Consider the following 25,387-nt stretch of genomic DNA (forward strand, 5'->3'; position numbering starts at 1 on the left):
AGAAGCTAGGATCGCTGTAAAAAGCTGAAAAATGACATTATGGGGTCAAAATAATTTCAATTTGTCGTGCGTGCCATATTGAAGTCATCTAACTGTGCTTCAATGCCCACATTCTATGGCAAAATCATTTTGATATGACAGGAAGTGACAGCGTTAAACCGTAAATAAAGACAGCCATACCCTTATTCGCTTGCTAACCTAGCTCAGCCTCGCCCCGGCGATGATCGAGAATTATGCTTTTCATACCCAAATTTCAACGCCAATGGCTACCGCGCCTTGGCCAAACTGCGCTGGCCTTGCTGCTATTGTGGCTACTGGCGGGCTTAATCTGGCAATTGCTTGCCCCTACTCAACCCGCCCGCGCGCTGCGTTTACCGCACGCAGCGCCGAGCCAGCACCAACTAGACCCTGATAGCGTGGCGCGCTTATTTAATCAAGGCGGCAGCAGCAACGTCGCCGCCGAAGCGAGCAATCTCAGCCTGCGCGCGCTGATTTCTGGCCGCAATGGCGTGGCGATTATTGACGGGCTGGAAGCCAGCGCCGTGGCGGTCAAGCTCGGTGGCGAGGCTGGCCAATACGGCAAACTGGTTGCGGCCAACGCTGATCATATTGTGCTCGAACTCAATGGCCAGCAACGCAAGGTTTACCTCAATGCATCAGGTATTACTGCGCAGGCCAATTCAGCCATTGCTAATGCGGCTATACCCCAGGGCAATGTCGCTGCCTCCGTGAATAGTCCGGCCGCCATCACCCTCACTCGCGGCCAGCTCACCGGTGTATTACAAGGTGGTAATCTGGCCAACTGGAGCAAAGGCCTTGGCACCAGTGCGGCTGGCGGGATTGCGGTTGAGCGCGCCAGCGAGCAGCAATTGGCGCAAGTGCTGCAACTGCGCGATGGCGATGTCATTAAAGCGGTCAATGGCCGCACGCTCAATAAACTCGATGACATATCGCTGCTGTACGCCGCCTTTAGCCAGCAAAATCAATTGTCGGTGCAGATTACGCGCCAAGATCAACAGCAAACTCTTAGCTATACCGTGAATCCATGAAAATCATTAAGCAAGCCCTGATCAGCTCACTCCTTAGCACTCTACTTTGCAGCGCGGTGTTTGCCGCTGGCGACGACAAAGTGATGCTCAATTTTGTGAATTCCGACATCGAAACCACGGTCAAAGCCATTAGCCTGATCACCGGCAAAAACTTCATTCTCGACCCACGCGTTAAAGGCACAATTAATATTGTGTCAACGCAGCCGGTATCCAAAGAGCTGGTCTATCCGATTTTGCAATCGGCATTGCGCCAAGCGGGTTTTTCCACCGTACAAAGCAATGGCGCGGTGAAAATCCAGCCCGAAGCCGATAGCAAATCGCTGAGCAATAAAACACTGGTACGCGGGCAAGATGCAAATGGCGAGCAAATCATTACGCAGATTTTTAATCTAAATAATGAAAGCGCCAACCAGATGGCCACCATGCTGCGCCCGCTGGCCACACCAAACAGCCTGATTAGCGCGTATCAATCGGGCACCAGCAATACCATTGTGATTACCGACTACGCCGACAATGTGCGCCGCCTTGCGCGCATTATCGACAATATCGATCAGCCAAAAAATAGCGAGATTTTCACGCTAAAACTCGAACACGCCTCGGCACTGGATGTGGCACAAAACATCGCTCGTTTGATGCCCGAGGTCAGCGTACAAAATAGCGCCAGCGCGATTCCCGCGCCCGATGGCGTACGTCGCTCGATTGTCGTGCCCGACCCGCGTGGCAATCGCTTGATGATTCGAGCGCTTAATGCAGCGCAAACCTCGCAATTGCGCGCACTGGTGGCGCAACTGGATGAGGCGGCCACCAACGACAGCAGCATCAATGTGATTTACCTGCGCAATGCCGAAGCGGCCAAGCTGGCCAGCACGCTCAAAGGCTTGCTAACCGGGCAGGAAGACAGCAGCAGCCCAACGCCGAGCACAAACAATACCGCCAATAACAACACCAACAACGCACAGCAATCGGGTTTTAATAATTCATCCCCTGCGGCCACCAGCAGCTCAACCACGGTACAAGTGGCGGGCGCCACCGTGCGCGTGCAAGCCGATAGCGTGACCAACTCGCTGATTATTACTGCACCGCAGAATATCTATAACAATCTACGCGCGGTCATCGACAAGCTGGACGTGCGTCGCAGCCAGATTTACGTCGAGGCGATGATCGCTGAGGTAAATTTATCCAAATTATCCGAGTTTGGTTTTCAATGGATTGTGGCCGGTGGCAACGACAAGATCGGTGCGGGCGGGGTTAGCAATATCGCCACAGGCAGCAATACCATCGGCAATATCGCCACCGCCATTATCAATAAAACGCCTGCAGCGGTGCCGATGGGCTTAACCATGGGCATCTTTAACGGCGACCCCCGCGATGGCACCGCTTCGCTGGGGCTGATTGCCTCAGCATTACAAAGCAGCGGCAACGGTAATGTCTTGTCGACGCCCAATTTGCTGATGCTCGATAACGAAGAAGCCAAAATCACCGTTGGCCAGAATATTCCAATCATCACCGGCTCGCAGGCGCCAGTTGGCGGCAACCCCAACCCGATTGTCACCGTTGAGCGTAAAGACATCGGTATCAAGCTACGAGTACGCCCGCAGGTCTCGGAAGGCGGCGTGATTACCCTGAATGTATTCCAAGAAGTGTCGGGCATTGATAACACCGTCAATACCAATGGCGCAGGCTTGGCCACCAAGGTACGGACGATTGAAACCAAAGTGTTGGTCGATGATGGGCAAATTGTGGTGCTCGGTGGCCTGATCGAAGATCGTTTATCTAATACCGGCAATCAAGTGCCAGGTTTGGGCGATCTGCCTGTGATTGGCGAATTGTTTAAATATGAGAACCGCAGCTACCAAAAAGTGAATCTGATGATCTTCCTGCGCCCGGTGCTGATCAAAGATGCAGGCTCGAACTTTAGCCTATCGAATGATCGCTACCAGTATCTACGCAATCAGCAAGGTGAATACAAAGTGGGCGAGCATTGGTTCTTGCAAGATTTGCCCAAAGTGCAATTACCCGCGAAATTGCCAGAAGCTGGCTCATCGGTGTATTCACCAGAAAACAAGGCTGTTCCTAGTCTACCGAGCAATACCCAACCTGCTGCGCAGAAATAACCATGAGTCAGAGCATCGTATCTTATAGCTATGCGCGTGAATTTGGCGTGCTTGACGGCGAGCCGCAGCACGGCGTTACGCCGATTTACCTGCGAGCTGGAGGGCATTTTGCCGCCGTGGGCGAAGTGCGTCGCCAATTAGCCGATAGCAAATTACACAGTGTCAGCCCAGCCGAATTTGACGAACTACTCAACCAGCGCTTTGGCGCGAACCAAGGTGGCGCGGCCAATTTGGTGGACGATATTGAGGAATCCGCCGATCTGGCACGGCTGATTCAGGATATGCCCGAAGTATCAGATTTGATGGAGGCCGAAGAATCATCGCCAGTAATTCGGCTGATCAACGCGATCTTCACCGAGGCACTGCGCGAAAACGCGTCCGACGTGCATATCGAGCCATTTGAAACCCGCTCAGTGGTGCGCTATCGCGTCGATGGCGCGCTACGTGATGTGATCGAGCCCAATCGCGCGCTGCACGCCGCGCTGGTGTCGCGCATTAAAGTGATGGCAGGTCTCGACATTGCCGAAAAACGCCTACCGCAAGATGGCCGTATTAATCTACGCATCGCCGGCCGCCCAGTGGACGTGCGGGTTTCGACTTTACCAACGGGTCATGGTGAGCGCGCCGTGCTGCGTTTGCTCGATAAATCGGCAGGCCGCTTGGAGCTAGCCAAGCTGGGCATGGGCGAAAAAACGCTGAATGAATTGAACCGCCTGCTCGCCGCACCACACGGCATAGTGCTGGTCACCGGCCCGACTGGCTCAGGTAAAACCACCACCTTGTACGCGGCGCTGGGCAGCATGGATGCCAAAAACAGCAATATCATGACGGTGGAAGACCCGATCGAATACGATCTGGACGGCATTGGCCAAACTCAGGTGAACCCGCGCATCGAGATGAGCTTCGCCCGCGCCCTGCGCGCCATCCTGCGCCAAGACCCCGATGTGATTATGATCGGCGAGATTCGCGACCTAGAAACCGCGCAAATCGCGGTGCAAGCCTCGCTCACCGGCCATTTGGTGCTCGCCACACTCCACACCAATGACGCCAGCAGCGCGATCACGCGGCTGGTGGATATGGGCATCGAGCCATTCCTGCTCGCCTCGTCGACCATCGGTGTACTGGCACAGCGCTTGGTGCGCACACTCTGCCCAAGCTGCAAGCAGGGGTATAGCGCCACAGAAGATGAATTAATTGAGCTTGGAACTGATACTAACCAACGTATTACGCTGTATCGCCCCGTCGGCTGCCCCGCTTGCGCCCACACCGGCTACCGTGGCCGCACCGGCATTCACGAATTGCTGATCGTTGATGAAGTCATGCGCACGCAAATCCACAACTCGGCCAACGAGCAAGACATTCGTGCTCATGCCGAAACGCTAGGCATGCATAGCCTGCGCCAAGACGCCGCACTGCGGGTTTTGGAAGGGGTAACGAGTGTGGAGGAGATGCTTAGAATTACGCGAGCAACTTAAATCGACCGAGGTTGATTTAAGTAAAGACCAAATGAATAACTTCCAATTAATTACAGGCATAATTCTAATCGGGTAATTTAACCCAAGAATTAACCTGAAATACTTGGAATGACCATGAAAAAAACAATTATCTCGCTCTCTGTAATACTCGCTGCCTGCGGTGGAGGCGGCGGCGGAAATTCTGCTTCAACGCTGAGCGCAGCAGCGCCGACAGCCTCTCCTACAGCGATACCGACCAGTACGCCGGCACCGAATATCTCTGCAGCGGGACTATGGAAAGGCGTAAGCGATGTTAATCGAACCCTAACCGGTTTGATCTTACCAAACGGCAGTTTTTACGTTTTATATTCGCGCAGAAATAATGCCAATATTATTGCAGGCGTTGTCCAAGGAAATGGCTCGATCAGTGGGAATACCTTTACATCGAGCAACGCCAAGGATTTCAATCTGGAAGGCGCAGGCGTACTTGATGCGAAAATCACAAGCACAGTTGTGACTAAAGGCTCATTCAACGGCTCGGTGAGCTATCCAACATCAAGCTACGCCACGAGCACTTATAGCAGTTCATACAGTACTGATTTTGAAGTAAGCCCTAGCCTTGCTACGGTCACGGGTACTTACGCTGGGGACGTAACGACGTCAGCAGGTACGGAAGGTGCCAACGTTAGTATTTCAAACTCAGGGGTGATCAATGGCACGGGGACCACAACAGGCTGCACGATAACAGGCAATATTACGCCTCGCACCGACAGCAATGCCTACGATGTCAGCTTAAAATTTGGCGCATCGCCATGCTTATTCCCAAATCAAACCCTCACAGGCATTAGCTACTTTGATGCCAGCCAAAAACGCCTGTACGCTGTTGCACCGAACGCAACGAGAACCGATGGCGTCCTGTTTGTAGGCACCAAGCCTTAAGATCCGCATGCAAGGAATGCGGGGCTTTCTGCCCCGCATGATTTTGGATTACTTAACTTTAAACACCATCAAAACCGAATCTGATACCCATTGGCCGTAGCCGGAATTTGCAGCAATAGCGGCGCGAGCTGTTGTTTTACTTTTTCATCTGGCTGCAGAGTGATTTCGCCTTGGCTACTGACACGCCCGCCAGCTAGCCATTGCAAGGCACCCTGCCCTTGTACGGCGATGGCGCTAGTTCCCAGTGGGCTGATGGTCCAATTCGCTCCGCCTTCATTCATCACCAGATTGGCGCGCAGTGTGGTCAGCGGGCTAAGCGATGGGACCAGCGGACTAAACAGCGGATCTAGGGTTAGCTCGGCGCTGTCGCCAGCCTGCTTAGACAAGCGCGCGCTGCGCAATTGTGCAGTGCCACCCAAGCCCCAGCTGGCGATTTTGGGAATCGTGCGCAATACGCCTTCGAGCGGCAACGTGACATCGACGTTTTCGAGTGCTGCGCCGCGTACCCCTAGCACCAAACGCGCTTGGCTAGCAGCATCACCACCCGCCGCTTGGCCGTTGAGTTGCCAGGCTAGCTGGCCAGCCAGCAAGGCTTTGGGCTCAAATTGCCAGCGCAGATTTTGCTGAATCGCCACACCTTCCAGGCCTAGCGCACTGGCCCCGCCATCCCACAGCGTGCCACTGGTTTGCACCAGCGACACCGAACTGGGCAGTACAGCCTGCAAACTGGCAACCGGCATCCGCACTAGCAAAATCAGCAGCAAAGCGGCTGCGATGGCTAGGCTGAACATCCATTGATTTAAACGGCTCATGATCGCTCCAGTACCAGCAGCAAGGAAGTGCCTTGTGCATCTGATTTGATTTGAACCGTGCTCACTTTGGCAGCGAGCTCACTGCGCAAAGTTTGCGCCACGCTAACTGCTTCGCGCACCGTTGGCAGCGTGGCGCGCAGCTCAAGCTGCGTTGCACTTAGCGAGCGAACGTCGGCACTGATTTTTTTGGCGCTTAGCCAAGCGAAAGCCGCCGAGCGCAAATCCTGCTGGGCCGCCGCAGGCTTTACTGCCACGACTTCCGGTTTGCTACCGCGCAAAGCCATCAATTGGCTTTCTAGCAATGGCACGGCACGATTAAGCCGGTTTATTTCCTTACTGAGTGGCGCGTACACGGCAAAATACAGTGCAGCGCAGCTCATAATCACGAGCCAGATTTGTAATACCCGACGCTCGCGTGGGCTGCGCGCTTGCCAATAGGCTTGGGCTTGTGACATTAGGGTTTGGCTCATGGCTGCAACTCCAGATTCATACGGCCATCAGGCAAGGTATTACTTTGTACTTTGGCGCCTTGGGCATTCAATTGGCTTAGCAGTTTATTGCCTTGTGCAGCCGGTAAAATCAAGCTGACTTTACCGGCTTTAACGGTAATACTTTCCGCGCTAAGTTCACCAGCCAATTGCCCGGCTGCTCGATATAACAATTCCAGAGCATCACCGCTATTAGTTTGTGCGCCCTGCTTTTGCAGACTTTGCCACTGCAATATGGGGTCAACAATGGGTACACCGGGGTACAAGCTGGCAAAGGTTTGGCGAATTTCCTGTCGTAGAGCGGTTTCGCGCTGCGCCAGCGTTCGCCACTGCAGAACCATGCCCAATAAAGCCAAAGCAATACATACCCCTGCCAGATATACACACCAACGCCAATCTTTCCATAATGTCTGGATTGATACCCCGGCTTTCTTGCCACGATAAAAACTCATCGTTGTCGCGTCTGGCGCCAACAACTGCGTGTTGCTGAGTACGCCGAGCCCTTGCAATGCGGGCAAGGCTAGCAGCTCAGTTTCATCCGCCAGCCAGATCAACTCATCAGCACAACGTGCGATCAATCCCTGCGCGGCGGGTGCCACACAATCCCCCGCTGGCAATAAGGCGAACTCGGGAATCCAGCGCTGAAAACTCAGTTGATGCTGGCTTGCCCAAGTCTGCAGCTGGGCGAGTTTTGCCAATGGCAATACCCACACTTGGCTGATGCCCTGCTGTGGTGGACTGGCTAGCCATTGGTAGTCACTTAAAGGGCCAAGCACGCGATCTTCAAGCGCTTGCGCGATCAATTGCTGGCGCTGCTTTTCGCCCACTTTCGGTAGCGCAATACGATGCGCCGTCAACCATGCTGCGGGGATAGCCAGCTCAAGCTGAGGCGTATTTGGCCATGGCTGAGCCAAGCTATTCGCTACGCCATGTGCACATTGCGCGCCGTTGGCGTCAAAAGCCAGCCAATCTAAGACGGCCAGTGGGGCTGTTTGCAGCCGCACCACTACCCGGGAAACATTCTGCACCATGTCATTCCTGTTGCTGCGGCGCCCAGCACCGCGATCAAAATCACTAGCCTGCTATTGTGCCGTCAAAATGATGACGATTTAAACCGTAATCACTCTTAATCGGCAAAATAAGCGCAATTGCCGCAATTTCATCGCGCACACATAAAAAAACGGCAGCCTTGGCTGCCGTTTTTACGATTAGATCGCGAAATTATTTCAATAAATCACGAATGTCTTTTGCGCCCCAGTGTGGGAAATGCTTGCGCACCAGCGCATTCAGATCGGCTTCAAATGCGCGCAGGCGGCTTAATTCGTCCAAATCAGCGCTGCCTGCACTCGCCTCGGCGGGTGCAACGATCATACCCGCAGCGATGGTCGCGTTACTCAGGCGGTCGATCACGATCAGATTACCTGTGCCACGGCATTCGCTGTATTTGTCGTAGGCGATCGGCGCGGTCAGCTCGAAACGCACCAGAGCGATTTCATTCAGTTTCAATTCTGAAACGCTCAGCTGCTCCAAGCTATTCACATCGATACGATACTGGATGGAGGTAACTCGCCCAAAGCACTGTTTACCGCCGAGTTTGACAATATACTCCTTGCCAACGACCAACGGCGCTTCGTTCATCCACACCACGTGCGCGTCAAATGCACTACCGACATGCGGTTGCGGGTCTTGCGCGCGGACAATCATATCGCCACGCGAAATATCAATTTCGTCTTCCAGCGTCAGCGTGATGGCTTGACCAGAAAACGCCACGGTTTGCTCGCCTTCATACGTCACAATCGCTTTGACTTTCGATTTTTTGCCTGATGGCAGCGCGACAATCTCATCACCTGGCAAGACATGGCCCGCCGCAATCGTGCCGCAGAAGCCACGGAAATCCAGATTGGGGCGATTCACGTACTGGACTGGCAGGCGAAATGCATCGAGCTTGGCGTCTTTGTTGATTTGCACGCTTTCCAGCAAGCCCATCAGCGTTTCGCCTTCGTACCATGGCGTTTTGTCTGATTCGTTCACCACGTTATCACCACGCAGCGCCGACAGCGGCACAAAGCGGATATCGCTGATGTTCAAATCCTTAGCAAATTCCAGATATTGCGCGCGGATTTCGTTGTAGCGCGCTTCACTGAAATCAACCAAGTCCATTTTGTTCACTGCAACGATCACGTGCTTGATGCCAAGCAGCGACACGATAAAGCTGTGGCGACGCGTTTGCGTCTGCACGCCGTAGCGCGCGTCGATCAGGATAATCGCCAAATCCGACGTTGAAGCACCCGTTGCCATATTGCGTGTGTATTGCTCGTGGCCCGGGCAGTCGGCGATGATGAATTTGCGTTTTTCAGTGCTGAAGTAGCGATACGCCACGTCGATCGTAATGCCCTGCTCGCGCTCGGCTTGCAGACCATCGACCAGCAACGCCAAGTCGATTTCTTGGTCGGTGGTGTTAAATTTCTTACTGTCTTTCTGAATCGCCGCGAGGTGATCATCAAAAATCAGTTTTGAGTCGTGCAGCAAACGGCCGATCAAGGTCGATTTACCGTCATCCACATTGCCGCAAGTAATAAAGCGCAGCATGTCTTTGTTTTCGTGCTGCTTGAGGTACGCCAGAATATCGCTGGCAATGAGTTCTGATTGATTTGACATTGTGTTCTTCCAATCTCAATTATTTATTGCGTACCTTGAATAAATCACTCAATTCAAGGCCGTAGCGAGCAAGCCAAAGACAAGGAGTAGCACCGCAAGCAAGCGGAATGGACATGAAGTCCATGAGCATTGCGAGGAGCGCACGACGCCGTATTGGGCTTGCGCAGTAGGCTTACCTTAGAAGTAGCCTTCCATTTTTTTCTTCTCCATCGAGCCACTTGAATCATGGTCAATGGCACGGCCTTGGCGCTCGGATGTGGTCGCCAACAGCATTTCCTGAATCACTTCTGGCAGCGTCGTTGCTTTCGATTCCACCGCGCCCGTCAGCGGGTAGCAGCCCAGCGTACGGAAGCGTACCCATTTTTTCTCGATGGTCGCTTTTTGCTCTGGTGTTAGGTATTGCAAGATGCGATCGTCGTCGATCATCACGGTCGTGCCGTTGTAATTCACCACTTCACGCTCAGCCGAGAAATACAGCGGTACGATTTCGATATTTTCGAGATAGATGTATTGCCAGATATCGAGCTCAGTCCAGTTCGAAATCGGGAATACGCGAATCGATTCGCCTTTATCGACTTTCGAGTTGTAAATGTTCCACAGCTCTGGACGCTGGTTTTTTGGGTCCCAACGATGGTTTTTATCGCGGAATGAATACACGCGCTCTTTGGCGCGAGATTTTTCTTCGTCACGGCGCGCGCCACCGAAAGCGGCGTCAAAACCGTATTTGTTCAAAGCTTGTTTCAAGCCTTCGGTTTTCATTACGTCGGTGTGCTTGGCCGAACCGGCAGTAAACGGATTGATACCGGCGGCAACGCCTTCCTGATTCACATGCGTGATCAGATTCCAGCCATCGGCGATCTGTTTATCGCGCAGCTTGTACATGTCTTGGAATTTCCACGTCGTATCCACGTGCATCAATGGAAACGGTGGCTTGCCCGGTGCAAAGGCTTTTTTGGCCAGATGCAGCATCACGGCTGAATCTTTACCAATTGAGTACAACATGACGGGGTTTTCAAATTCGGCAGCCACTTCACGGATGATGTGGATGGATTCGGCTTCAAGCTGCTTCAGATGCGTCAGCCGTGCTTCGGACAAGGTATTCATGGCGTGGACTTTTAGTGCATAAAATCAATAGATACGGAATTTACGGTGAAATTCCGCGATTCAAAAGAACGTCTGGCTATATCCATAGATCGAAAAAATCCGACCCATGAAATAGCAATGGCGGCTGAGGGTTACTCCACCCATCGCCGCCATTGCTTAAATCACTGACAATTAATCATCAACCGTATTGGCTGCCGACCATGCGCGGCCCATTGGATTGAAGGTTGGTTTTTGGCCGCCCCACAATTGTTCCAGATCATAATAATCGCGTACCGCAGGCAACATCACGTGCACAACGAGGCTACCGGCATCGACCAGCACCCACTCGCCGGTCTCTTCACCTTCGGTGCTCATGATTTCATAGCCTTTGGCTTTCAAATCAACGGCCACATTATTGGCCAGTGCACGCACTTGGCGGTTTGAGTCGCCGGTGGCGACGATCATGCATTCAAACAGATCCGTCAGTTTTGACGTATCAAGTACTTGGATTTCTTTGGCTTTGATGTCTTCCAGAGCATTAACAGCAATATCGCGCATCGCGATTAAAGTTTCATTCATTGTATTTCCTTCAAAAACGGTAAAGCCCACTGCTTTCTAGTTGTCGCCAAACAGGGGTGAGTGCTGAAACATCTTCCCCACGTGCGAGCATTTCCCGCACTAAAGTGGACGAAACAGGCATAAGTGGGCTTGATAATAGGCTGATTTTACCCCGAGACAGCGTGTCGGTGTTGGCAATTACAGACCGATTGGCAAATTCTTCTGATAAATCAGGGCTTAACCCTTCAAAAGCATAGTCTGGCCGCGCCGCAATCAGCAAGTGCCCGATGTCGAGCAGCTCGCGCCAGCGGTGCCAGCGATTTAAATTCAGCCACGAATCAGCGCCAATCAGCCACACCAGTAAAGCATTAGGGGTATCTTGCTGCAGCTCAGTCAGTGTATCGACTGTATAGCAATACCCCTTGCGGCATACTTCCCTATCGTCGGCAATCAAGCCCGCTTCGCCAGTAATTGCCACCTTCACCCAGTCAAAACGCTGTTGCGGGCTGACTGGCGGCATGGCGCGATGCGGCGGCAATCCAGTCGGAATCAGACGCACTTCAGCCAGCTGTAATTGATCACGCATACAGCGCGCCAATTCGAGGTGCCCGTAATGAATCGGGTCAAACGTGCCACCAAAGATGCCGATTTTCTGCATCAAATTAGGCTCAGCACAATTTATGCTGCGCCACGACCTCGTCCAGAATTAAGCGTTGCAAGCGCTGGGCAAAGTCAGGATCGAGCCCAGTTTGCGCCGCTAGTGCAGCGGTTTTTTCCAATTGCTGCGCTTCGCGGGTGGCGTCTTGCGCTGGCAATTGATGCTGCTTTTTTAATTGCCCCACTTGCGCGGTGACTTTGAAACGCTCGGCCAGCACACTAAACAGTTGCTGATCGAGCGCGTCAATTTGCTCGCGCAAAGCGAGGAGTTCTACGGGGACACTCATTAGGCACGCACCTCACCGTCACCCAATACGATCCATTTCTCGCTGGTCAGGCCTTCGAGACCTACCGGGCCACGGGCGTGGATTTTATCGGTTGAAATGCCAATCTCGGCGCCCAAACCATACTCAAAACCATCGGCAAAACGCGTTGAGGCATTGACCATCACCGAAGCGGAATCAACTTCACGCAGGAATTGGCGTGCCTTGGTGTAGTTTTCGGTGACAATCGCATCGGTGTGATGGCTACCGTAGGTATTGATGTGATCCATCGCCTGATCGATGTCGCTCACCACGCGGATTGAAATAATCGGCGCGAGGTATTCGGTGCGCCAATCTTCTTCGGTCGCGGCAATCGCATCTGTCAGAATTGCCTGTGTGGCTGTACAGCCCCGCATTTCAACGCCTTTTTCGCGGTAGATTGCGGCAATTTCCGGCAAAATCACTTCAGCCACGTTTTCGTTCACCAACAACGTCTCCATCGTATTGCATGGCGCATAGCGATGCGTTTTGGCGTTATCCGCAATGCGAATCGCTTTGGCTGGGTCGGCTTCGTCGTCGATATATACATGGCAAATACCATCCAAGTGCTTGATCACTGGCACGCGCGCGTCACGCGAAATGCGCTCGATCAGGCCTTTGCCACCGCGTGGCACGATGACATCGACAAACTCGCTCATCGTAATCAGCTCGCCCACAGCGGCGCGATCTGGCGTTTCGATGATTTGCACTGCGGTTTCTGGCAAACCCGCCGCAGCGAGGCCTTCTTTCACACAGGCCGCAATCGCCTGATTACAGTGAAACGCCTCGCGACCGCCACGCAAAATTGTGGCATTGCCCGATTTGATACACAGGCCAGCCGCATCGGCCGTTACGTTTGGACGTGCTTCATAAATAATGCCGATCACGCCCAATGGAACGCGCATTTTGCCGACCTGAATGCCGCTTGGGCGGTATTTGAAATCACCCATATTGCCGATCGGATCGGGCAGCGCGACCATTTCGCGCAAACCTTGCGCCATCGTGGCAATGGTTTTATCCGTGAATTGCAAACGATCGAGCAATGCCGGCTCCAAACCATCCGCCCGCGCCTGCGCCATATCTTGTGCATTGGCCGCGAGCAATTTGGCCGCATCGCGCACAATCGCGTCGGCAATTGCATTCAAAGCTGCGTTTTTTGCGCCGGTGCTGGCCTTGGCCATCGCACGGCTGGCGGCGCGCGCTTGGCGGCCGACGGTTTGCATGTAAGCTTGAATATCCATCGTTTTCAATTCCGGAGCTGTTTTTATAATCGAATCAGCACATTGTATCGCTTACTAAGCTATGCGTGAAACGGATTTGGGCAAGTTTCTTACCTAGCAAGCAACTTGCTGGCCTCGGTAGGCAATTGCAGAACCGTCACACCCACGTTATCAGCCAATTTGCGGTTAAACCAATCAGGCGCTGAGCTTTGCACTGCGATCAGAGTGGGCCCTATCGGCAGATCCACCCAAATCGGAGATCCTGAATCACCCGACAACGTATCGCAGCGATGATAAATCGTTCCATTGCTGCGCAACTGAGTCAGCGAACACCCCAAATGGGCAGATAAAATCGTATCGTGATCTTCCGCGTAACCGCCCTGATTGATTTGTTGATTCTGTCGCAAAATAGTTTGCATCAACTGCTGCCGATTGCCACTAAACAAGCCCATCGGCGCTGGTGCAACACCATCTTTTAACTTTAATTTGATCAATGCAATATCATAGGGTGCGGCACTAGGCTGGATATATACATCATCGCCTTTATACTTTAGCCCTTGGCGAAATCGGGGATGGAAGACCTGCCCCGTCACCTGATAGCGCGCCTGATATTTTCCATCGTGAAAGCCTGCCATAAACCAGCGCCCAGCATCGATTTTGCGCGGCAACATCAAAAAACAATGAGCAGCCGTAATCGCCAAATCGGGCGCGATCAATGTAGCGGTACAAGTACCGCCTGATTTTACTTCGAGTCGGCCAATCGCGTTATAAGGTGCCGCATACGGGGCGGGAATATTAACTCGATCATCACGCCCAAAAAATAGCGCCTGCCGTTCTTTTTGCACCTGCGCATCATCCTGCGCCCAAATATTTGTGCTTAATAATAAGCAGCCAATCAACACACTCACGCCACGCATCGCGCTGTACTCCTGATTCTTGGGCCATTCGATAAGGCATAAAAAAAGGACGGCAAGCCGTCCTTTTTCTCTAAGCTAGAAGTAGATTCTAGATTATTTAGCAGCGGCAGCAGAAGCTTTAGATGCTACAGAAGCAGCAGAAGCTTTTTTAGCTTGAGCTTTTTGTGCAGCAGAAGCTTTAGACGCTACAGAAGCAGCAGAAGCTTTTTTAGCTTGAGCTTTTTGAGCAGCAGAAGCTTTAGATGCTACAGAAGCAGCAGAAGCTTTTTTAGCTTGAGCTTTTTGAGCAGCAGAAGCTTTAGACGCTACAGAAGCAGCAGAAGCTTTTTTAGCTTGTGCTTTTTGCGCAGCTGAAGCTTTAGACGCTACAGAAGCAGCAGACGCTTTTTTAGCTTGTGCTTTTTGAGCTGCAGAAGCTTTAGATGCTACAGAAGCAGCAGACGCTTTTTTAGCTTGAGCTTTTTGAGCAGCAGAAGCTTTAGACGCTACAGAAGCAGCAGAAGCTTTTTTAGCTTGTGCTTTTTGAGCAGCAGAAGCTTTAGACGCTACAGAAGCAGCAGAAGCTTTTTTAGCTTGAGCTTTTTGTGCAGCAGAAGCTTTAGACGCTACAGAAGCAGCAGAAGCTTTTTTAGCTTGTGCTTTTTGAGCAGCAGAAGCTACAGAAGCAGCAGAAGCTTTCTTAGCAGGAGCAGCAACAGCAAAAACTGAAGCAGCAGCAAATACAGTAGCGATAACGCCAGCAGCAACCTTGTTCATCTTAAAACTCCGGATATAAATTCTTTTAACGGTATTCAACACGAATACTTCAACGAGGCGGATTATGCGACTTTGTGCGGCTTGACACGATGCAGCCTTGGTGATGACGTGTAACCGAAAGTACGTAGTTTTTCTACACCTTACTACACAAGCTACAGCACATCCGCCGAGCGCATTGGCGTAGGCCACGTCAGGCTCAAACGCGCACCGCCACTCGGCGCATCGAGAATACTAACGGCGCCGCCATGGCCACGCATAATCATCGCAACAATCGCCAGCCCGAGGCCGAATCCGCCGGTGGCTTTATTGCGGCTACCCTCCAAACGGGTAAAGGGTTGTAACAACCGCGCCCGATCTTCAACCGGAATGCCTTCACCATTGTCGTCAATATGTAAGGTGGCCGTACCGTCCTGCCAAAGCAGAGTGAGGTGAATTTGTTTGCCGCCATAGCGCCGCGCATTGGACAGCAAATTGCCCACTGCACGACCAAAATAATAACTATCTACGTCCAACAGCGGGCTGACTTGTCCTGTCGTATTTTCAAATGTGGGCTCAGCCCCATCCAAAGTGTATTCACTTAATAAGCGCTGCAACCACGGTACGATCTCCAGCGGTTGCGCTTCCATGCGTAGTTGCGGGCTATCTAGGCTAGACATAGTGAGCCATTCGTCAATTAATTGATCGATTTGCCCCAAATCGCGCTCAATGCCTTCCACTTGCGATTGGCTATTTGCCCCCGCTTTGATTGCTTCCAGCCGATAACGCAAACGTGCCAGCGGTGTACGTAAATCGTGCGATACCGCATCAATCATGGCGCGGCGCGACGCGGTGAGCTCTTCTACGTCGTGCGCCATCCGGTTAAAGTTTGAGCCCAGCGCCGCCAGTGGCGAACTATCGTCCACATTCACTCGTACGGTGAAATCACCGGCTCCCAAGCGCCGGCTTTGCCGAATCACTTGAATCAGGTCACGCCAAAATGGCCGTAACCACAGCCAGGTGGGAATACCCAAAGCCAAGCACATCAGCACCAGCGCCAAAACATCGGGCCACGAAATACCATCAAGCGACTCCAAAAATGGAATCGGCCCCAGCACGACCATTTGCTTGGTTTGGTGGATGCGATGCAAATACAGCCCACGATCTTTGAGCAGAATAATGTCACCACGCTGCAAAGCGGCCTGATTCTCTTCCGATAGCACATAGGCATCGAGCGCCTCAATATCCACCGGTACCGGCAATTTACCCCGCAAGCGCGAGGCCTCGTCATGCCACATTGACTGCGGCAAATCGCCAAGCTCTTTCTCGATCAGCGACACCGTTGAGAGAAACATATCGCTCAAATAGCGTTGATTGGTGCGCTCGATCATCTGTTTATACAAGCCACCGATCAACAAGGACGAGGCAAGAAAGCACAGCACCACGGTGAGATAAAAACGTATAAAAACCTGACGCATAACTATTCCGTCGTTGTGGGGTAGCGCAAAAAAAGACCCATCAGCACAGCGCTAATGGGTCGGCCCAATACAACTGGGGGTATATTATTCTTCCTGCCACCAGATATCGGCTGCAAACAGATACCCCTTATTGCGGATGGTTTTGATTTTTAGCGGGTCGAGCGGATCATCGTCCAGCTTTTTGCGTAGGCGCGAAATGGCAACATCCATACTGCGATCGAGCCCATCGTATTCAATGCCGCGCAGCTTTTTCAGCAAGTGATCACGGCTCAAGATTTCACCGGCATGGCTGGCTAGTTCCCACAGCAAATCAAAATCACTGGTCGACAAGCCCATGGGTTGTCCACGATATTTCGAGCTACGATTACGCGCATCAATTTGCAACTTACCAAAATTGAGCACCGATTGATCTTTCGCCGGAGCTGCTGCCAGCAAATCGGCACCTTTTTGCCCTACATGGCGCAAATGCGCGCGAATCCGTGCCAACAAAACCGAAGGTGGCGTGGTTTTCACCACATAATCGGTAGCACCAATTTCAAAGCCCAAAATCTGATTCATATCGCTATTGAGCGAGGTCAGCAAAATAATCGGCCCGGTGTAAAACTCGCGCAGCTCACGGCATAAAGTGAGGCCATCTTTGCCGGGCAGCATAATATCGAGCAAAATTAATTCTGGTGGGTTGGCTTTGACGCTATCAATAACCCCCAATCCATCAGCCAAGACATCGACCGAAAATTCAAACGAGCGTAAAAAGCCGCCGATCAATTCGGCCAGATCAGCATCATCTTCCACAAACAATACACGCGTGCTCATTCGATTAGATTCCTTGCAATAATTGTTCTAAAGCCAATTTAAGTTCGACCAGATCGCTCGCTGGCGCGGCAAACTCATAGCGTTGTACCCGCCCATCGCGCCACACATCGCAGCCGCCCAGATCAATGCCCACCAAAGCCTGCGCCTGCATTGGCGTATATTCAGCCAGCAATTGAGCCTCTTGCTCTAGCGTCAGGGCTGGCGCGGACTCCCACGCGTCGCCCTCTACCCATCCCATCTGACCAAAACCGGCGATGTAGCGTGCCCGCCGCGGCCACAAGCGCCACACCGAGAAATCGCTCATCTGCAAACAGCTGGCCAACTCTGGATTGTAACGCGCCCAGCGTGCGGCGAGCAGCTCATCGAGGCTGGCAGGCTGTAAATCACCCCAAATCGTTAATCGTGCTTTGTTGAGCGACATTTCATCGTCGTGCAGCAGCACACTCACCCGCTGGTCTTGCTGTAGATTATGCGTATGCTCAGCCAAGCGACTAATCACCAGCATTGGCCTCCCCGCCTCATCGGCAACGGTGGGTAACCAGGAAACATGCGGATAACCCGCCATTTGGACAGAATTTGTCGCCAACGCGAGCATACGGCTCCGCCGGATTAATGCCACTACCTCAGGCCAAAACATAATCAGCGCTCTCCATCAATGCGCAGATTTTAACGGGATTAGCACGCTACGGCGTGGCTTGCTGCGGAAAAAGTGAGCTGGCACGCTATTGTGCCGGCGCACCACCGAGCGCTTTATAAACTTCGACACTCGATAGCGCCATCTGATAGCGATGCTGCAACAAAGCGTGCTCTGCAGCTTGTCGGCGCGCCTGCGCGTTCAGTACGGCGTCAAATGCCAATGCCCCTGCGCTGTACCGCAGCTGGGTCTGCTGCTCTGCCCGCTGTGTTTCAGCACTCAACGCCTGCATCCGCGGCAATTGCGCTTGCAATTGCGCCTGAGTAGCCAGCGCGATTTCAACTTCTTGCAGCGCGGTATAGAGCTTCTGCCGATACTCGATGACGGCCATTTCATAATCGGCAGCACTGGATTTCTTGGCGATGGCCATTTCATTGAATTGAATAAATGGCAAGGCTAAACCCGCCCCCAGTGATGCCACGGGGTTGGCGATAAAATTGACTAAATCCTGGCTACTGGTTCCCAAGCCCCCCGTGAGTGATAAAGTGGGATACCAGCTTTTACGCGTGATCTGTTGATCGGCAAAACTAGCTTGTAATTTGGCCGTTGCAGCAGCTAGGTCTGGGCGACGATCTAAGACCTCGGCGGGGATGCCAGCGGGGATCGCTGGCCAACGATCAGGTAAGGCCGCCACGACACCAGCAGTGGATTCCGGTGTTTGATCAAGCAAAATACCTAACTGCCACAGGCTTTTTGCCAAGGCTAACTGGGCTTGATTGAAGGCGTTTTCCTGCTGCAAGGCGCTACTACGCGCCTGATTAACATCCAAACCGGAAACCACGCCAGCCGCATAGCGGCGCTCAACCATCGCAAGGGTTTCACGCGCACGTTGCAAATCACCTTGGGCTAACTGCAGGGCGTCTTGATCGCGCGCAATAGTCCAATAGGCATTTGCGACGCTGGCCGAGATTGTTTGCTGAAGTGCACGCAATTCGGCGGCGCCGGCCTGCTCACGCCAACGGGCTGCTTGCTGCTGATCAGCCAATTTGCCCCATAAATCGACCTCCCAAGATAAGCCAAGGTTGGTGCTACTGGAATCGCCGCGATACCGGCGTGGGTCGAGCTCCCAAGAAGCACCTTTATTTAGCCCCAATGACACAGCAGGCAAGCGCTCCAAACCACTTTTCTCAACAGCAAAGCCAGCCTTGCGTAAACGAATGGCAGCCAGTGCTAGATCGGCATTGCGCACCTTAGCGCTCGCTTGTAACGCGCTCAATTGCGTATCGGCAAATTCGTCCCAAAACTGCTGATCAGATACTGGCAAAGCCGCGCTTTGTACCGCAGATGCCTGCCATTGCGCAGGCAGCTCCACGGCAGGCTTTTCCCAAGCAGGCGTTGCGCAGGCCGACAGAAAGCCCAGCAACAGTAATGATCCGACCGCTCGCGAGATAGTAATTGATTGCATATTATTCCCGTGCCAAAGCTTCAATTGGCGCCAACTGCGATGCACGGCGCGCAGGTAAAAACCCAAAGACCACCCCCACTACCGTGGCACACAACACCGCGGTGGTAATTGAACCGAGAGAGAAAATCATCTGGAAATCTTTTACAAAGCTATTGATAGCCACCCCCAGCAAGGCCGACAGTGAAATACCAATCGCACCGCCGAGCAAACACACCACAATCGCCTCGATCAAAAACTGGATTCGAATATCCGATTGCCGCGCGCCAACCGCCATCCGGATGCCAATTTCGTGCGTGCGCTCAGTCACTGACACCAGCATGATATTCATCACGCCAATGCCACCAACGACCAGCGAAATCACGCCGATCAACATCAGAAACATCTTGATGCTGTTCGCGGTACTTTGAAACGATTCCATCATGTCTTGCATATTGCGGGTGTAAATATCCTTTTTGCCGTGCCATTGCTCCATACGCGACAGCAAAGCCGTCTCGGCTGCTTTGAGCGGTACATCTGGCTTGATTTGCACCGTGATGCGGCTGAAATGCTGCTGGCCAAACATGCGGCTTGCCGCCGTGCTATAGGGCACCCAGACATCGAGTGATTCACCGCCGCCAAAGCCGCCGGATTTTTTTTCGGCCACGCCGATCACTTGCACTGGCATAGTGCCGAGCAAAATCACTTCGCCAATCCCGCTCTCAGAACCGAATAAAGTTTTACGTGTGTATTCACCGATTACCGCCACTTGCGCTTGGCGGCGAACGTCTTCATCACTAAACGCCACGCCAAATTGCATCGCCTGATTGCGTAGGTCGAAATAGGCTGGGGACACCCCCTGTATCATCGTAGAGGCGTCGAGATTCTTATATCGCGCGCGCATACCTATGCCGGTAATTGGCGTAACAGATTGCACATAGGGCTCGGTGGCGATCAATGCCAGATCACTCTCTCGCAAAGAGGTCACGCTTTGCGCTTTTTCATCGCTAATGCCAGTGCCCGGCAGAATATCGAGGTTATTCACGCCCAAGCTGGCAAAATTTTTCAGGACTGATTCTTCCATCCCATCACCGAGCGCGACAATCGACACCACCGAGGCAATCCCGATAATGATGCCGAGCATCGTCAGCAAGCTACGCATCCGATTTGCGAGGAGCGCGCGAAATGCCATCGCAAAGGCTTCGCGCCAGCGCCCCAGCAAAGCTTGTGGCGACGCGTCATGCGGGGCTGGCGGCGGTGGATCACTGGGCAAAGCTTCTTCATCGCGCGCCAGATTACAAACGTCCGAGATAATTTTGCCGTCACGAATTTCGATAATCCGATCCGCCTGCGCCGCCACTTTGGCGTCATGCGTCACCAAAATGACCGTATGACCTTGCTCGTGCAGCTCTTTCAAAATCTGCAATACATCGGCACCGCTACGCGAATCGAGCGCGCCGGTCGGCTCATCAGCCAGAATGACTTCACCGCCATTCATCAACGCGCGGGCAATCGATACCCGTTGCTGCTGGCCACCCGAGAGCTGGCGTGGGCGATAATTGAGCCGCTCACCCAAACCCAAACGCCCCAGCAACATCGCGGCGCGTTTTTGTCGCTCGATCAAGGGCATACCGGCGTAAATCGCCGGCATGGCCACGTTTTCAGTCGCGCTTAGCGCGCCGAGCAAATGGTAACGTTGAAAAATAAAACCAAAATGATCGCGCCGTAGTATCGCTAATTCATCGGCATTGAGCTCGCCGACCTCACGGCCATTAAAGCGGTACGAACCTTCCGAAGGGCTATCGAGTCCGCCCAGAATATTCATCAGCGTCGACTTACCCGAACCCGATTGCCCGATAATCGCGACCATTTCTCCGGCTTCAATGACAATATTGATGTCATCCAGAATGCGGATCTGCTGATCGCCTGCCGGAAAAACCCGCCCGATTCCGGTCAGCTCAATCACTGGCGTACTCATGCGCGCTCCGATACCTTGCCTGATTTCGCTGGCATACCATCATCAGCGCTGCCATTACCGATCACGACTTTATCGCCGTCTTTAAGGCCCGATTTCACCTCTGCGACAATATTGCCGCGCAGGCCGATGGTCACAGTACGGTCTTGAATCTGACCTTGCGCATCGAGCACTTTGACGGTGTATTGATCGCTCGCCGCACCTTTTTTACCGATGGCGCCGACCGGGATCGTCAGTACATTGCGCGCCGCAGCCAAGATAAAGGTCACTTGCGCCGTCATCTGCAAACGCAGCAGCCCTTGCGGGTTGGGAACAAAGAAATGCGCATTGTAGAAAATCGCGTTATTGATCGTTTGCGGCGTTGGCTCAACGCCAGCAACTTGGCCTTTGATCTTGGTTTCCGGCGCACCGAGCACCGAGAAATACAACGGCGTACCGGCTTTAAGGCGCACCACATCGGCCTCGGCCACTTGCGCCTGCACCTTCATCGTATCCATATCAGCCAGCGTTAAAATCGTTGGTGCCGACTGAATCGCATTGACCGTCTGACCTTCTTTCACCGCAATCGAGGCCACAATGCCATCTATCGGCGCCACAATCCGCGTGAAGCCCAGATTGGTTTTGGCGGTTGCCAATTTGATTTCGGCTTGCCGCAATTGCGCCGCCAATTGGCGTATTTCAGCTTGACGCATTTTGACCGCATTGGCCGCCGATTCAAGCTCTTTACGTGGCGTAGCGTCGCCCGCCATCATGGTTTTTTGCCGCGCCAATTCCTGCTCGGCGTCATCGAGCGCTAATTGCTTGATAGTTTTTTGCGCTTGCAACCCTTCAATCGACATCTGGGCTTCGTCAAAATCATTTTGTGACACACTCGGATCAATCTCGGCGAGCAAATCGCCTTTTTTAACGCGATCCCCCAGTTGTACCGCCAAACGCTTGATCTGCCCCGAAGCCTGCGCGCCAACATCGACCGTTTTGGCAGCTTCAACTTTGCCGGTGGCCAGTACCGAGACTTCTACATCAGCACGTTTAACCACGCTACTGATGACCTGGCTGCTAGGGTCTACTTTTTTGCGCCCCAACCCTGAGTAGGCTGCCGCAGCCAGAGCGATTAACAAAATCCAGCGCCATAGACCGAGGCGGGACCATAGACGGTAAATCGCAGACAACATGCAGTAAAACTCCAAAGCAGGAAGATAAGTTATGACGGCAACATTACGCTGCACTGGCGAGTAAATCTAGGTAATAAGTTGTATGTAAAACTACACATATTTACGGCGCATATACAATGCGCCGTAAATTACAACATACGCTTATACGGTATATGCTCGTAATCATTTAATATTAATAGCTACAGAGCAATACCCATTGAAAATTAGCGATACAAATAACGCCCGTCGTAAATGCGCCCTGTACGGTCAAAATCGCAGGTATAGCTTAGGCGCCGGGTTGAGCCTTCCTCAAAAGTCACCGTGCCATCACCTTTCAACACTCGCCCAGTTAAGCGCGCCGTATTGAGTAATACCGAACGTACCTCACCATGGTCATCATTGAGATGCCGCTGTAGTACCGTAGCGCATTCTTGTTTCAAGAAGGCGACGTCTGCAAAGGGGTCCGAGCGCCCGCTCGCATAGTCGGCACGCTTATCATCCTGCGCTTTTTCTTCATTTGTTTTATTACTGCTACTCATGATTGCAGCCAATGCCGCCAAGCCAACCACGCCAGCACCAATCGCCAAGGCACGGTTACGACTTTTATGGTCGTGCTCCTCATCGACTGATTTAGCATTCACATTCCAACTCACCAATTCTTGCCGTTGCACGCGGCAGGTAAATTTGTGATCTTTACCATCATCACGACTACGCACCTTGCCATCCAAACTATAAGAATCCCAACCTGTGTCCTCGACATTCTCAAAGCGGGCATCCCGATAATCAGAGTTCCAACCGGCCACCTTGCGTGAACAATCACGCCGCGCGTCATATTCGCTGTATGCCTGAGCCAGAGGAGCACCCAACATGCATGTGATAGTCAGGCCAGCTAAAACCGTCTGTTTAATTGCCATGTTGCACTCCATTTCCCCTGAATCATCGAATACCGCCGTGGCGGCCAATACCAGACGCTACGCTAATTATGCAAAAGCTAAAGCAATACTAGCCTAGTCACCCGCTAGGGCGGATGACAAAACGATGACCAATTTATTAGATAATCGGCGTAAGGTCGGCAAAATAAGCCAAGTGCGGCGCAACTCATCGTGCATCAACACAACAATGCTACGCCAGATTACAAAGAGCTCATTTAGATCCAGCAAAGCTGGCATGCACCAAATACCCAGCTTGGTATATGCATTTAAATCAATAACCAATTTAACTATGGAAATATACCCATAGTAATATGCCAATTGGTTTGGGATAACATAGCTTAAGCCGTAGTAGCACGAACAAAGCAAGTAAGCGCACACCAAACCGTTTACTCAAGCCAGAAACCAAAAGCTGAGTAAACTAAAGGTCAGCACCTCAGTGCAGGCCCCGACTAACTCATTCCGCGATTCCAGCCAAGTCATGACCTCTAGCGCCGACCCTATGCTGCCGCTGTTGTTTCCGCTGCTGCAGGCTTTTCCTGCACCACTACGTGCCACTCTTGTGGCCGCTGGGGAAGAAATCGATGCGCCGGCTGGCACTCAACTCTGGCAGGAAGGGCAAGATATCACCGATATCATCCTACTTTCGTCAGGCATCATCATTGCCAGCGCCAACCCAAATGCCGGAAGCCGCGAATTCTTATATGGCCATATGAGTGCCGGTGCAGTGGCCGGATTGCATGCCCTGATGATGCCCAGCCACGCCCAAGTCCAGCTCATCGTACGGCAGGACGCGCATTATTTGCGGCTACCACTGAGTGCTGTGCGCGCAGCACTTACGGCACACCCCGCCGCATGGGAAGCCGTTGCGCACGAGTTGGCCCAGGGGGTTTTTCATCTGATGAATATGATTAATTTATTAGGCCACAGTAATGGCTATCAACGGCTGCGCCGGCTGCTGATCCAAATGGATCGACGAGCCAAAAATGAACATTTGCCCAGTGGGCTGATCCTGAATCAACAAGAAATTGCCGCCCGGATTGGGCTCTCGCGTGAAATGGTTAACCGCATGCTCAGCCAACTGCGCAGTGGGGGCTATATCGAACAAGACGAGCGCGGCATCTTGCAAATTTTACAGCCCTTACCGCGCGAATTTTAAAAATCACCCCGCTGTGCGAAATCGCACAATCCATTCTCAGCAGACATGCTGCTCCCTAAGATGGCGCCATCGTCGAATGGCTAAATTGTTCTGGAGCCCATCATGTCACGCTATCTATTACTTCTTATCGCCACTCTTTTAAGTCTGTACACCCTGCCCGCTCAGGCCAGCGTTAGCGATGCTTATCGTGATGGCGTACGTGAAGTAACCCGCGCAAAAATTGACGGTGCCCGTGAAATTGCCGCCGAACGTCGCGAAGCTGCCCGTGATTATTACGAAGCTGACAATGCTTGGGAGCGTCGCCAAGCAATCCGGGAAGGCACACGCGAAGTACGCGCCGCCAAACGCAAAGCCGCGCGCGAAGTACGCAGCGAACGCCGCGAAGCACGACGTGAAATCCGCCGCGCAGTCCGTAAAGACCGCTGGAACTAATATCTGCAAGGAATAATATGAAAGCGATTCAGTACTTAATCTTCGCCTTGACCGCGCTGATGCTCATGGCGTCCCCCACTTGGGCCGACAGCCGCCGAGATGCACAACGTGTCGGTGCTTTTGCCGGTGCAATGAAATATTGTGCCGAACATGATACTGGCCGCGAAGGTCGTTACAAACTGGCGCGCTACCGCGCATTTAAAGAAGTCAATGAGATGTCATCGCGCCGCAAATTAGATGCACTTGCGGCCCGCAACTTTGCCTACGATCGCGGCCGCTACTGGGGCCGTCGCTTAGATCGCAATCATTGTCGACAGCTATTGGGTGCATCCGAATGGCGGCGTTTCTTTAATTAAGCAGTAAATGTGGGTATTTATCGCTCAATCAACACC

25 protein-coding genes are annotated in these 25,387 nt (G+C 52.7%); 7 read left to right on the forward strand and 18 right to left on the reverse strand.

The features are described from left to right. Positions 1 to 233 precede the first annotated feature (233 nt). The 4 genes from HZU75_RS05825 (at position 234) to HZU75_RS05840 (ending at position 5,556) form a co-directional block, all read left to right on the forward strand. Entirely contained in the window at positions 234 to 1,049 is an 816-nt protein-coding gene (locus HZU75_RS05825) for a type II secretion system protein N (RefSeq protein ID WP_180308217.1), read from the forward strand. Continuing rightward, positions 1,046 to 3,163 (forward strand): type II secretion system secretin GspD, encoded by a 2,118-nt coding sequence (gene gspD / locus HZU75_RS05830; protein ID WP_180308218.1) that lies wholly within the window; start codon positions 1,046 to 1,048, stop codon positions 3,161 to 3,163. The genes HZU75_RS05825 and gspD overlap by 4 nt, the downstream gene beginning before the upstream one ends. 2 nt (positions 3,164 to 3,165) lie before the next feature. After that, complete coding sequence (gene gspE, locus HZU75_RS05835) at positions 3,166 to 4,638, forward strand: type II secretion system ATPase GspE (protein ID WP_180308219.1); 1,473 nt, start codon at positions 3,166 to 3,168, stop codon at positions 4,636 to 4,638. A 114-nt stretch (positions 4,639 to 4,752) separates the two neighbouring features. After that, a complete protein-coding gene (locus HZU75_RS05840; RefSeq protein ID WP_180308220.1) occupies positions 4,753 to 5,556 on the forward strand; it encodes a hypothetical protein in 804 nt (267 codons plus the stop codon). A gap of 68 nt (positions 5,557 to 5,624) precedes the next feature. Here HZU75_RS05840 and gspN read toward each other — a convergent pair whose 3' ends face one another. The 18 genes from gspN to HZU75_RS05930 form a co-directional block, all read right to left on the reverse strand. Beyond that, the gene (gspN, locus tag HZU75_RS05845) at positions 5,625 to 6,368 is read right to left on the reverse strand and encodes a type II secretion system protein N (protein WP_180308221.1); all 744 of its coding nucleotides are present in this window, start codon (positions 6,366 to 6,368) and stop codon (positions 5,625 to 5,627) included. Beyond that, complete coding sequence (locus HZU75_RS05850; RefSeq protein ID WP_180308222.1) at positions 6,365 to 6,838, reverse strand: type II secretion system protein M; 474 nt, start codon at positions 6,836 to 6,838, stop codon at positions 6,365 to 6,367. The genes gspN and HZU75_RS05850 overlap by 4 nt, the downstream gene beginning before the upstream one ends. After that, positions 6,835 to 7,887 (reverse strand): type II secretion system protein GspL, encoded by a 1,053-nt coding sequence (gspL, locus tag HZU75_RS05855; RefSeq protein ID WP_180308223.1) that lies wholly within the window; start codon positions 7,885 to 7,887, stop codon positions 6,835 to 6,837. The genes HZU75_RS05850 and gspL overlap by 4 nt, the downstream gene beginning before the upstream one ends. A gap of 190 nt (positions 7,888 to 8,077) precedes the next feature. Then, complete coding sequence (cysN, locus tag HZU75_RS05860) at positions 8,078 to 9,514, reverse strand: sulfate adenylyltransferase subunit CysN (protein ID WP_180308224.1); 1,437 nt, start codon at positions 9,512 to 9,514, stop codon at positions 8,078 to 8,080. Positions 9,515 to 9,691: 177 nt separating this feature from the next. Further along, a complete protein-coding gene (cysD, locus tag HZU75_RS05865; RefSeq protein ID WP_180308225.1) occupies positions 9,692 to 10,618 on the reverse strand; it encodes a sulfate adenylyltransferase subunit CysD in 927 nt (308 codons plus the stop codon). Positions 10,619 to 10,789: 171 nt separating this feature from the next. Then, on the reverse strand, positions 10,790 to 11,176 hold the full coding sequence (rsfS, locus tag HZU75_RS05870; protein WP_180308226.1) for a ribosome silencing factor: 387 nt from the start codon (positions 11,174 to 11,176) through the stop codon (positions 10,790 to 10,792). A 10-nt stretch (positions 11,177 to 11,186) separates the two neighbouring features. Further along, entirely contained in the window at positions 11,187 to 11,813 is a 627-nt protein-coding gene (gene nadD, locus HZU75_RS05875) for a nicotinate-nucleotide adenylyltransferase (RefSeq protein WP_180308227.1), read from the reverse strand. A 10-nt stretch (positions 11,814 to 11,823) separates the two neighbouring features. Continuing rightward, positions 11,824 to 12,099 carry a chorismate mutase gene (locus HZU75_RS05880; protein WP_180308228.1) on the reverse strand — a complete coding sequence of 92 codons (276 nt, stop codon included), beginning with the start codon at positions 12,097 to 12,099 and terminating at the stop codon, positions 11,824 to 11,826. Further along, positions 12,099 to 13,382, reverse strand: a complete 1,284-nt coding sequence (locus HZU75_RS05885; RefSeq protein WP_228028258.1) for a glutamate-5-semialdehyde dehydrogenase — start codon at positions 13,380 to 13,382, stop codon at positions 12,099 to 12,101. Before HZU75_RS05885 ends, HZU75_RS05880 begins: the two co-directional genes overlap by 1 nt. 62 nt (positions 13,383 to 13,444) lie before the next feature. Then, on the reverse strand, positions 13,445 to 14,251 hold the full coding sequence (locus HZU75_RS05890) for a trypsin-like serine peptidase (RefSeq protein WP_180308230.1): 807 nt from the start codon (positions 14,249 to 14,251) through the stop codon (positions 13,445 to 13,447). A gap of 93 nt (positions 14,252 to 14,344) precedes the next feature. Continuing rightward, positions 14,345 to 15,007 carry a hypothetical protein gene (locus HZU75_RS05895; RefSeq protein WP_180308231.1) on the reverse strand — a complete coding sequence of 221 codons (663 nt, stop codon included), beginning with the start codon at positions 15,005 to 15,007 and terminating at the stop codon, positions 14,345 to 14,347. A 152-nt stretch (positions 15,008 to 15,159) separates the two neighbouring features. Next, positions 15,160 to 16,461 (reverse strand): ATP-binding protein, encoded by a 1,302-nt coding sequence (locus HZU75_RS05900; RefSeq protein ID WP_180308232.1) that lies wholly within the window; start codon positions 16,459 to 16,461, stop codon positions 15,160 to 15,162. 84 nt (positions 16,462 to 16,545) lie between these two features. Next, complete coding sequence (rstA, locus tag HZU75_RS05905; protein WP_180308233.1) at positions 16,546 to 17,274, reverse strand: two-component system response regulator RstA; 729 nt, start codon at positions 17,272 to 17,274, stop codon at positions 16,546 to 16,548. 4 nt (positions 17,275 to 17,278) lie between these two features. Further along, positions 17,279 to 17,911, reverse strand: a complete 633-nt coding sequence (locus HZU75_RS05910; RefSeq protein ID WP_180308234.1) for a HugZ family pyridoxamine 5'-phosphate oxidase — start codon at positions 17,909 to 17,911, stop codon at positions 17,279 to 17,281. A gap of 85 nt (positions 17,912 to 17,996) precedes the next feature. Continuing rightward, entirely contained in the window at positions 17,997 to 19,373 is a 1,377-nt protein-coding gene (locus HZU75_RS05915) for an efflux transporter outer membrane subunit (protein ID WP_180308235.1), read from the reverse strand. Between the two features lies 1 nt (position 19,374). Beyond that, complete coding sequence (locus tag HZU75_RS05920; RefSeq protein ID WP_180308236.1) at positions 19,375 to 21,327, reverse strand: MacB family efflux pump subunit; 1,953 nt, start codon at positions 21,325 to 21,327, stop codon at positions 19,375 to 19,377. Next, positions 21,324 to 22,496: a macrolide transporter subunit MacA gene (macA, locus tag HZU75_RS05925; protein ID WP_180308237.1), complete on the reverse strand. Its 1,173-nt coding sequence runs from the start codon at positions 22,494 to 22,496 to the stop codon at positions 21,324 to 21,326. The genes HZU75_RS05920 and macA overlap by 4 nt, the downstream gene beginning before the upstream one ends. A gap of 203 nt (positions 22,497 to 22,699) precedes the next feature. Next, positions 22,700 to 23,389 carry a hypothetical protein gene (locus HZU75_RS05930; protein ID WP_180308238.1) on the reverse strand — a complete coding sequence of 230 codons (690 nt, stop codon included), beginning with the start codon at positions 23,387 to 23,389 and terminating at the stop codon, positions 22,700 to 22,702. A 454-nt stretch (positions 23,390 to 23,843) separates the two neighbouring features. On the opposite strand from HZU75_RS05930, the gene HZU75_RS05935 reads away from it, so the two are divergent. From HZU75_RS05935 to HZU75_RS05945, 3 genes are all read left to right on the forward strand, one after another. After that, on the forward strand, positions 23,844 to 24,563 hold the full coding sequence (locus tag HZU75_RS05935; RefSeq protein ID WP_180308239.1) for a Crp/Fnr family transcriptional regulator: 720 nt from the start codon (positions 23,844 to 23,846) through the stop codon (positions 24,561 to 24,563). A 102-nt stretch (positions 24,564 to 24,665) separates the two neighbouring features. Further along, positions 24,666 to 24,995, forward strand: a complete 330-nt coding sequence (locus HZU75_RS05940; RefSeq protein WP_180308240.1) for a hypothetical protein — start codon at positions 24,666 to 24,668, stop codon at positions 24,993 to 24,995. 17 nt (positions 24,996 to 25,012) lie between these two features. Beyond that, the gene (locus tag HZU75_RS05945; protein ID WP_180308241.1) at positions 25,013 to 25,351 is read left to right on the forward strand and encodes a hypothetical protein; all 339 of its coding nucleotides are present in this window, start codon (positions 25,013 to 25,015) and stop codon (positions 25,349 to 25,351) included. Positions 25,352 to 25,387 lie beyond the last annotated feature (36 nt).

It is taken from the genome of Chitinibacter fontanus (assembly GCF_013423785.1).
Lineage (GTDB): Bacteria > Pseudomonadota > Gammaproteobacteria > Burkholderiales > Chitinibacteraceae > Chitinibacter > Chitinibacter fontanus.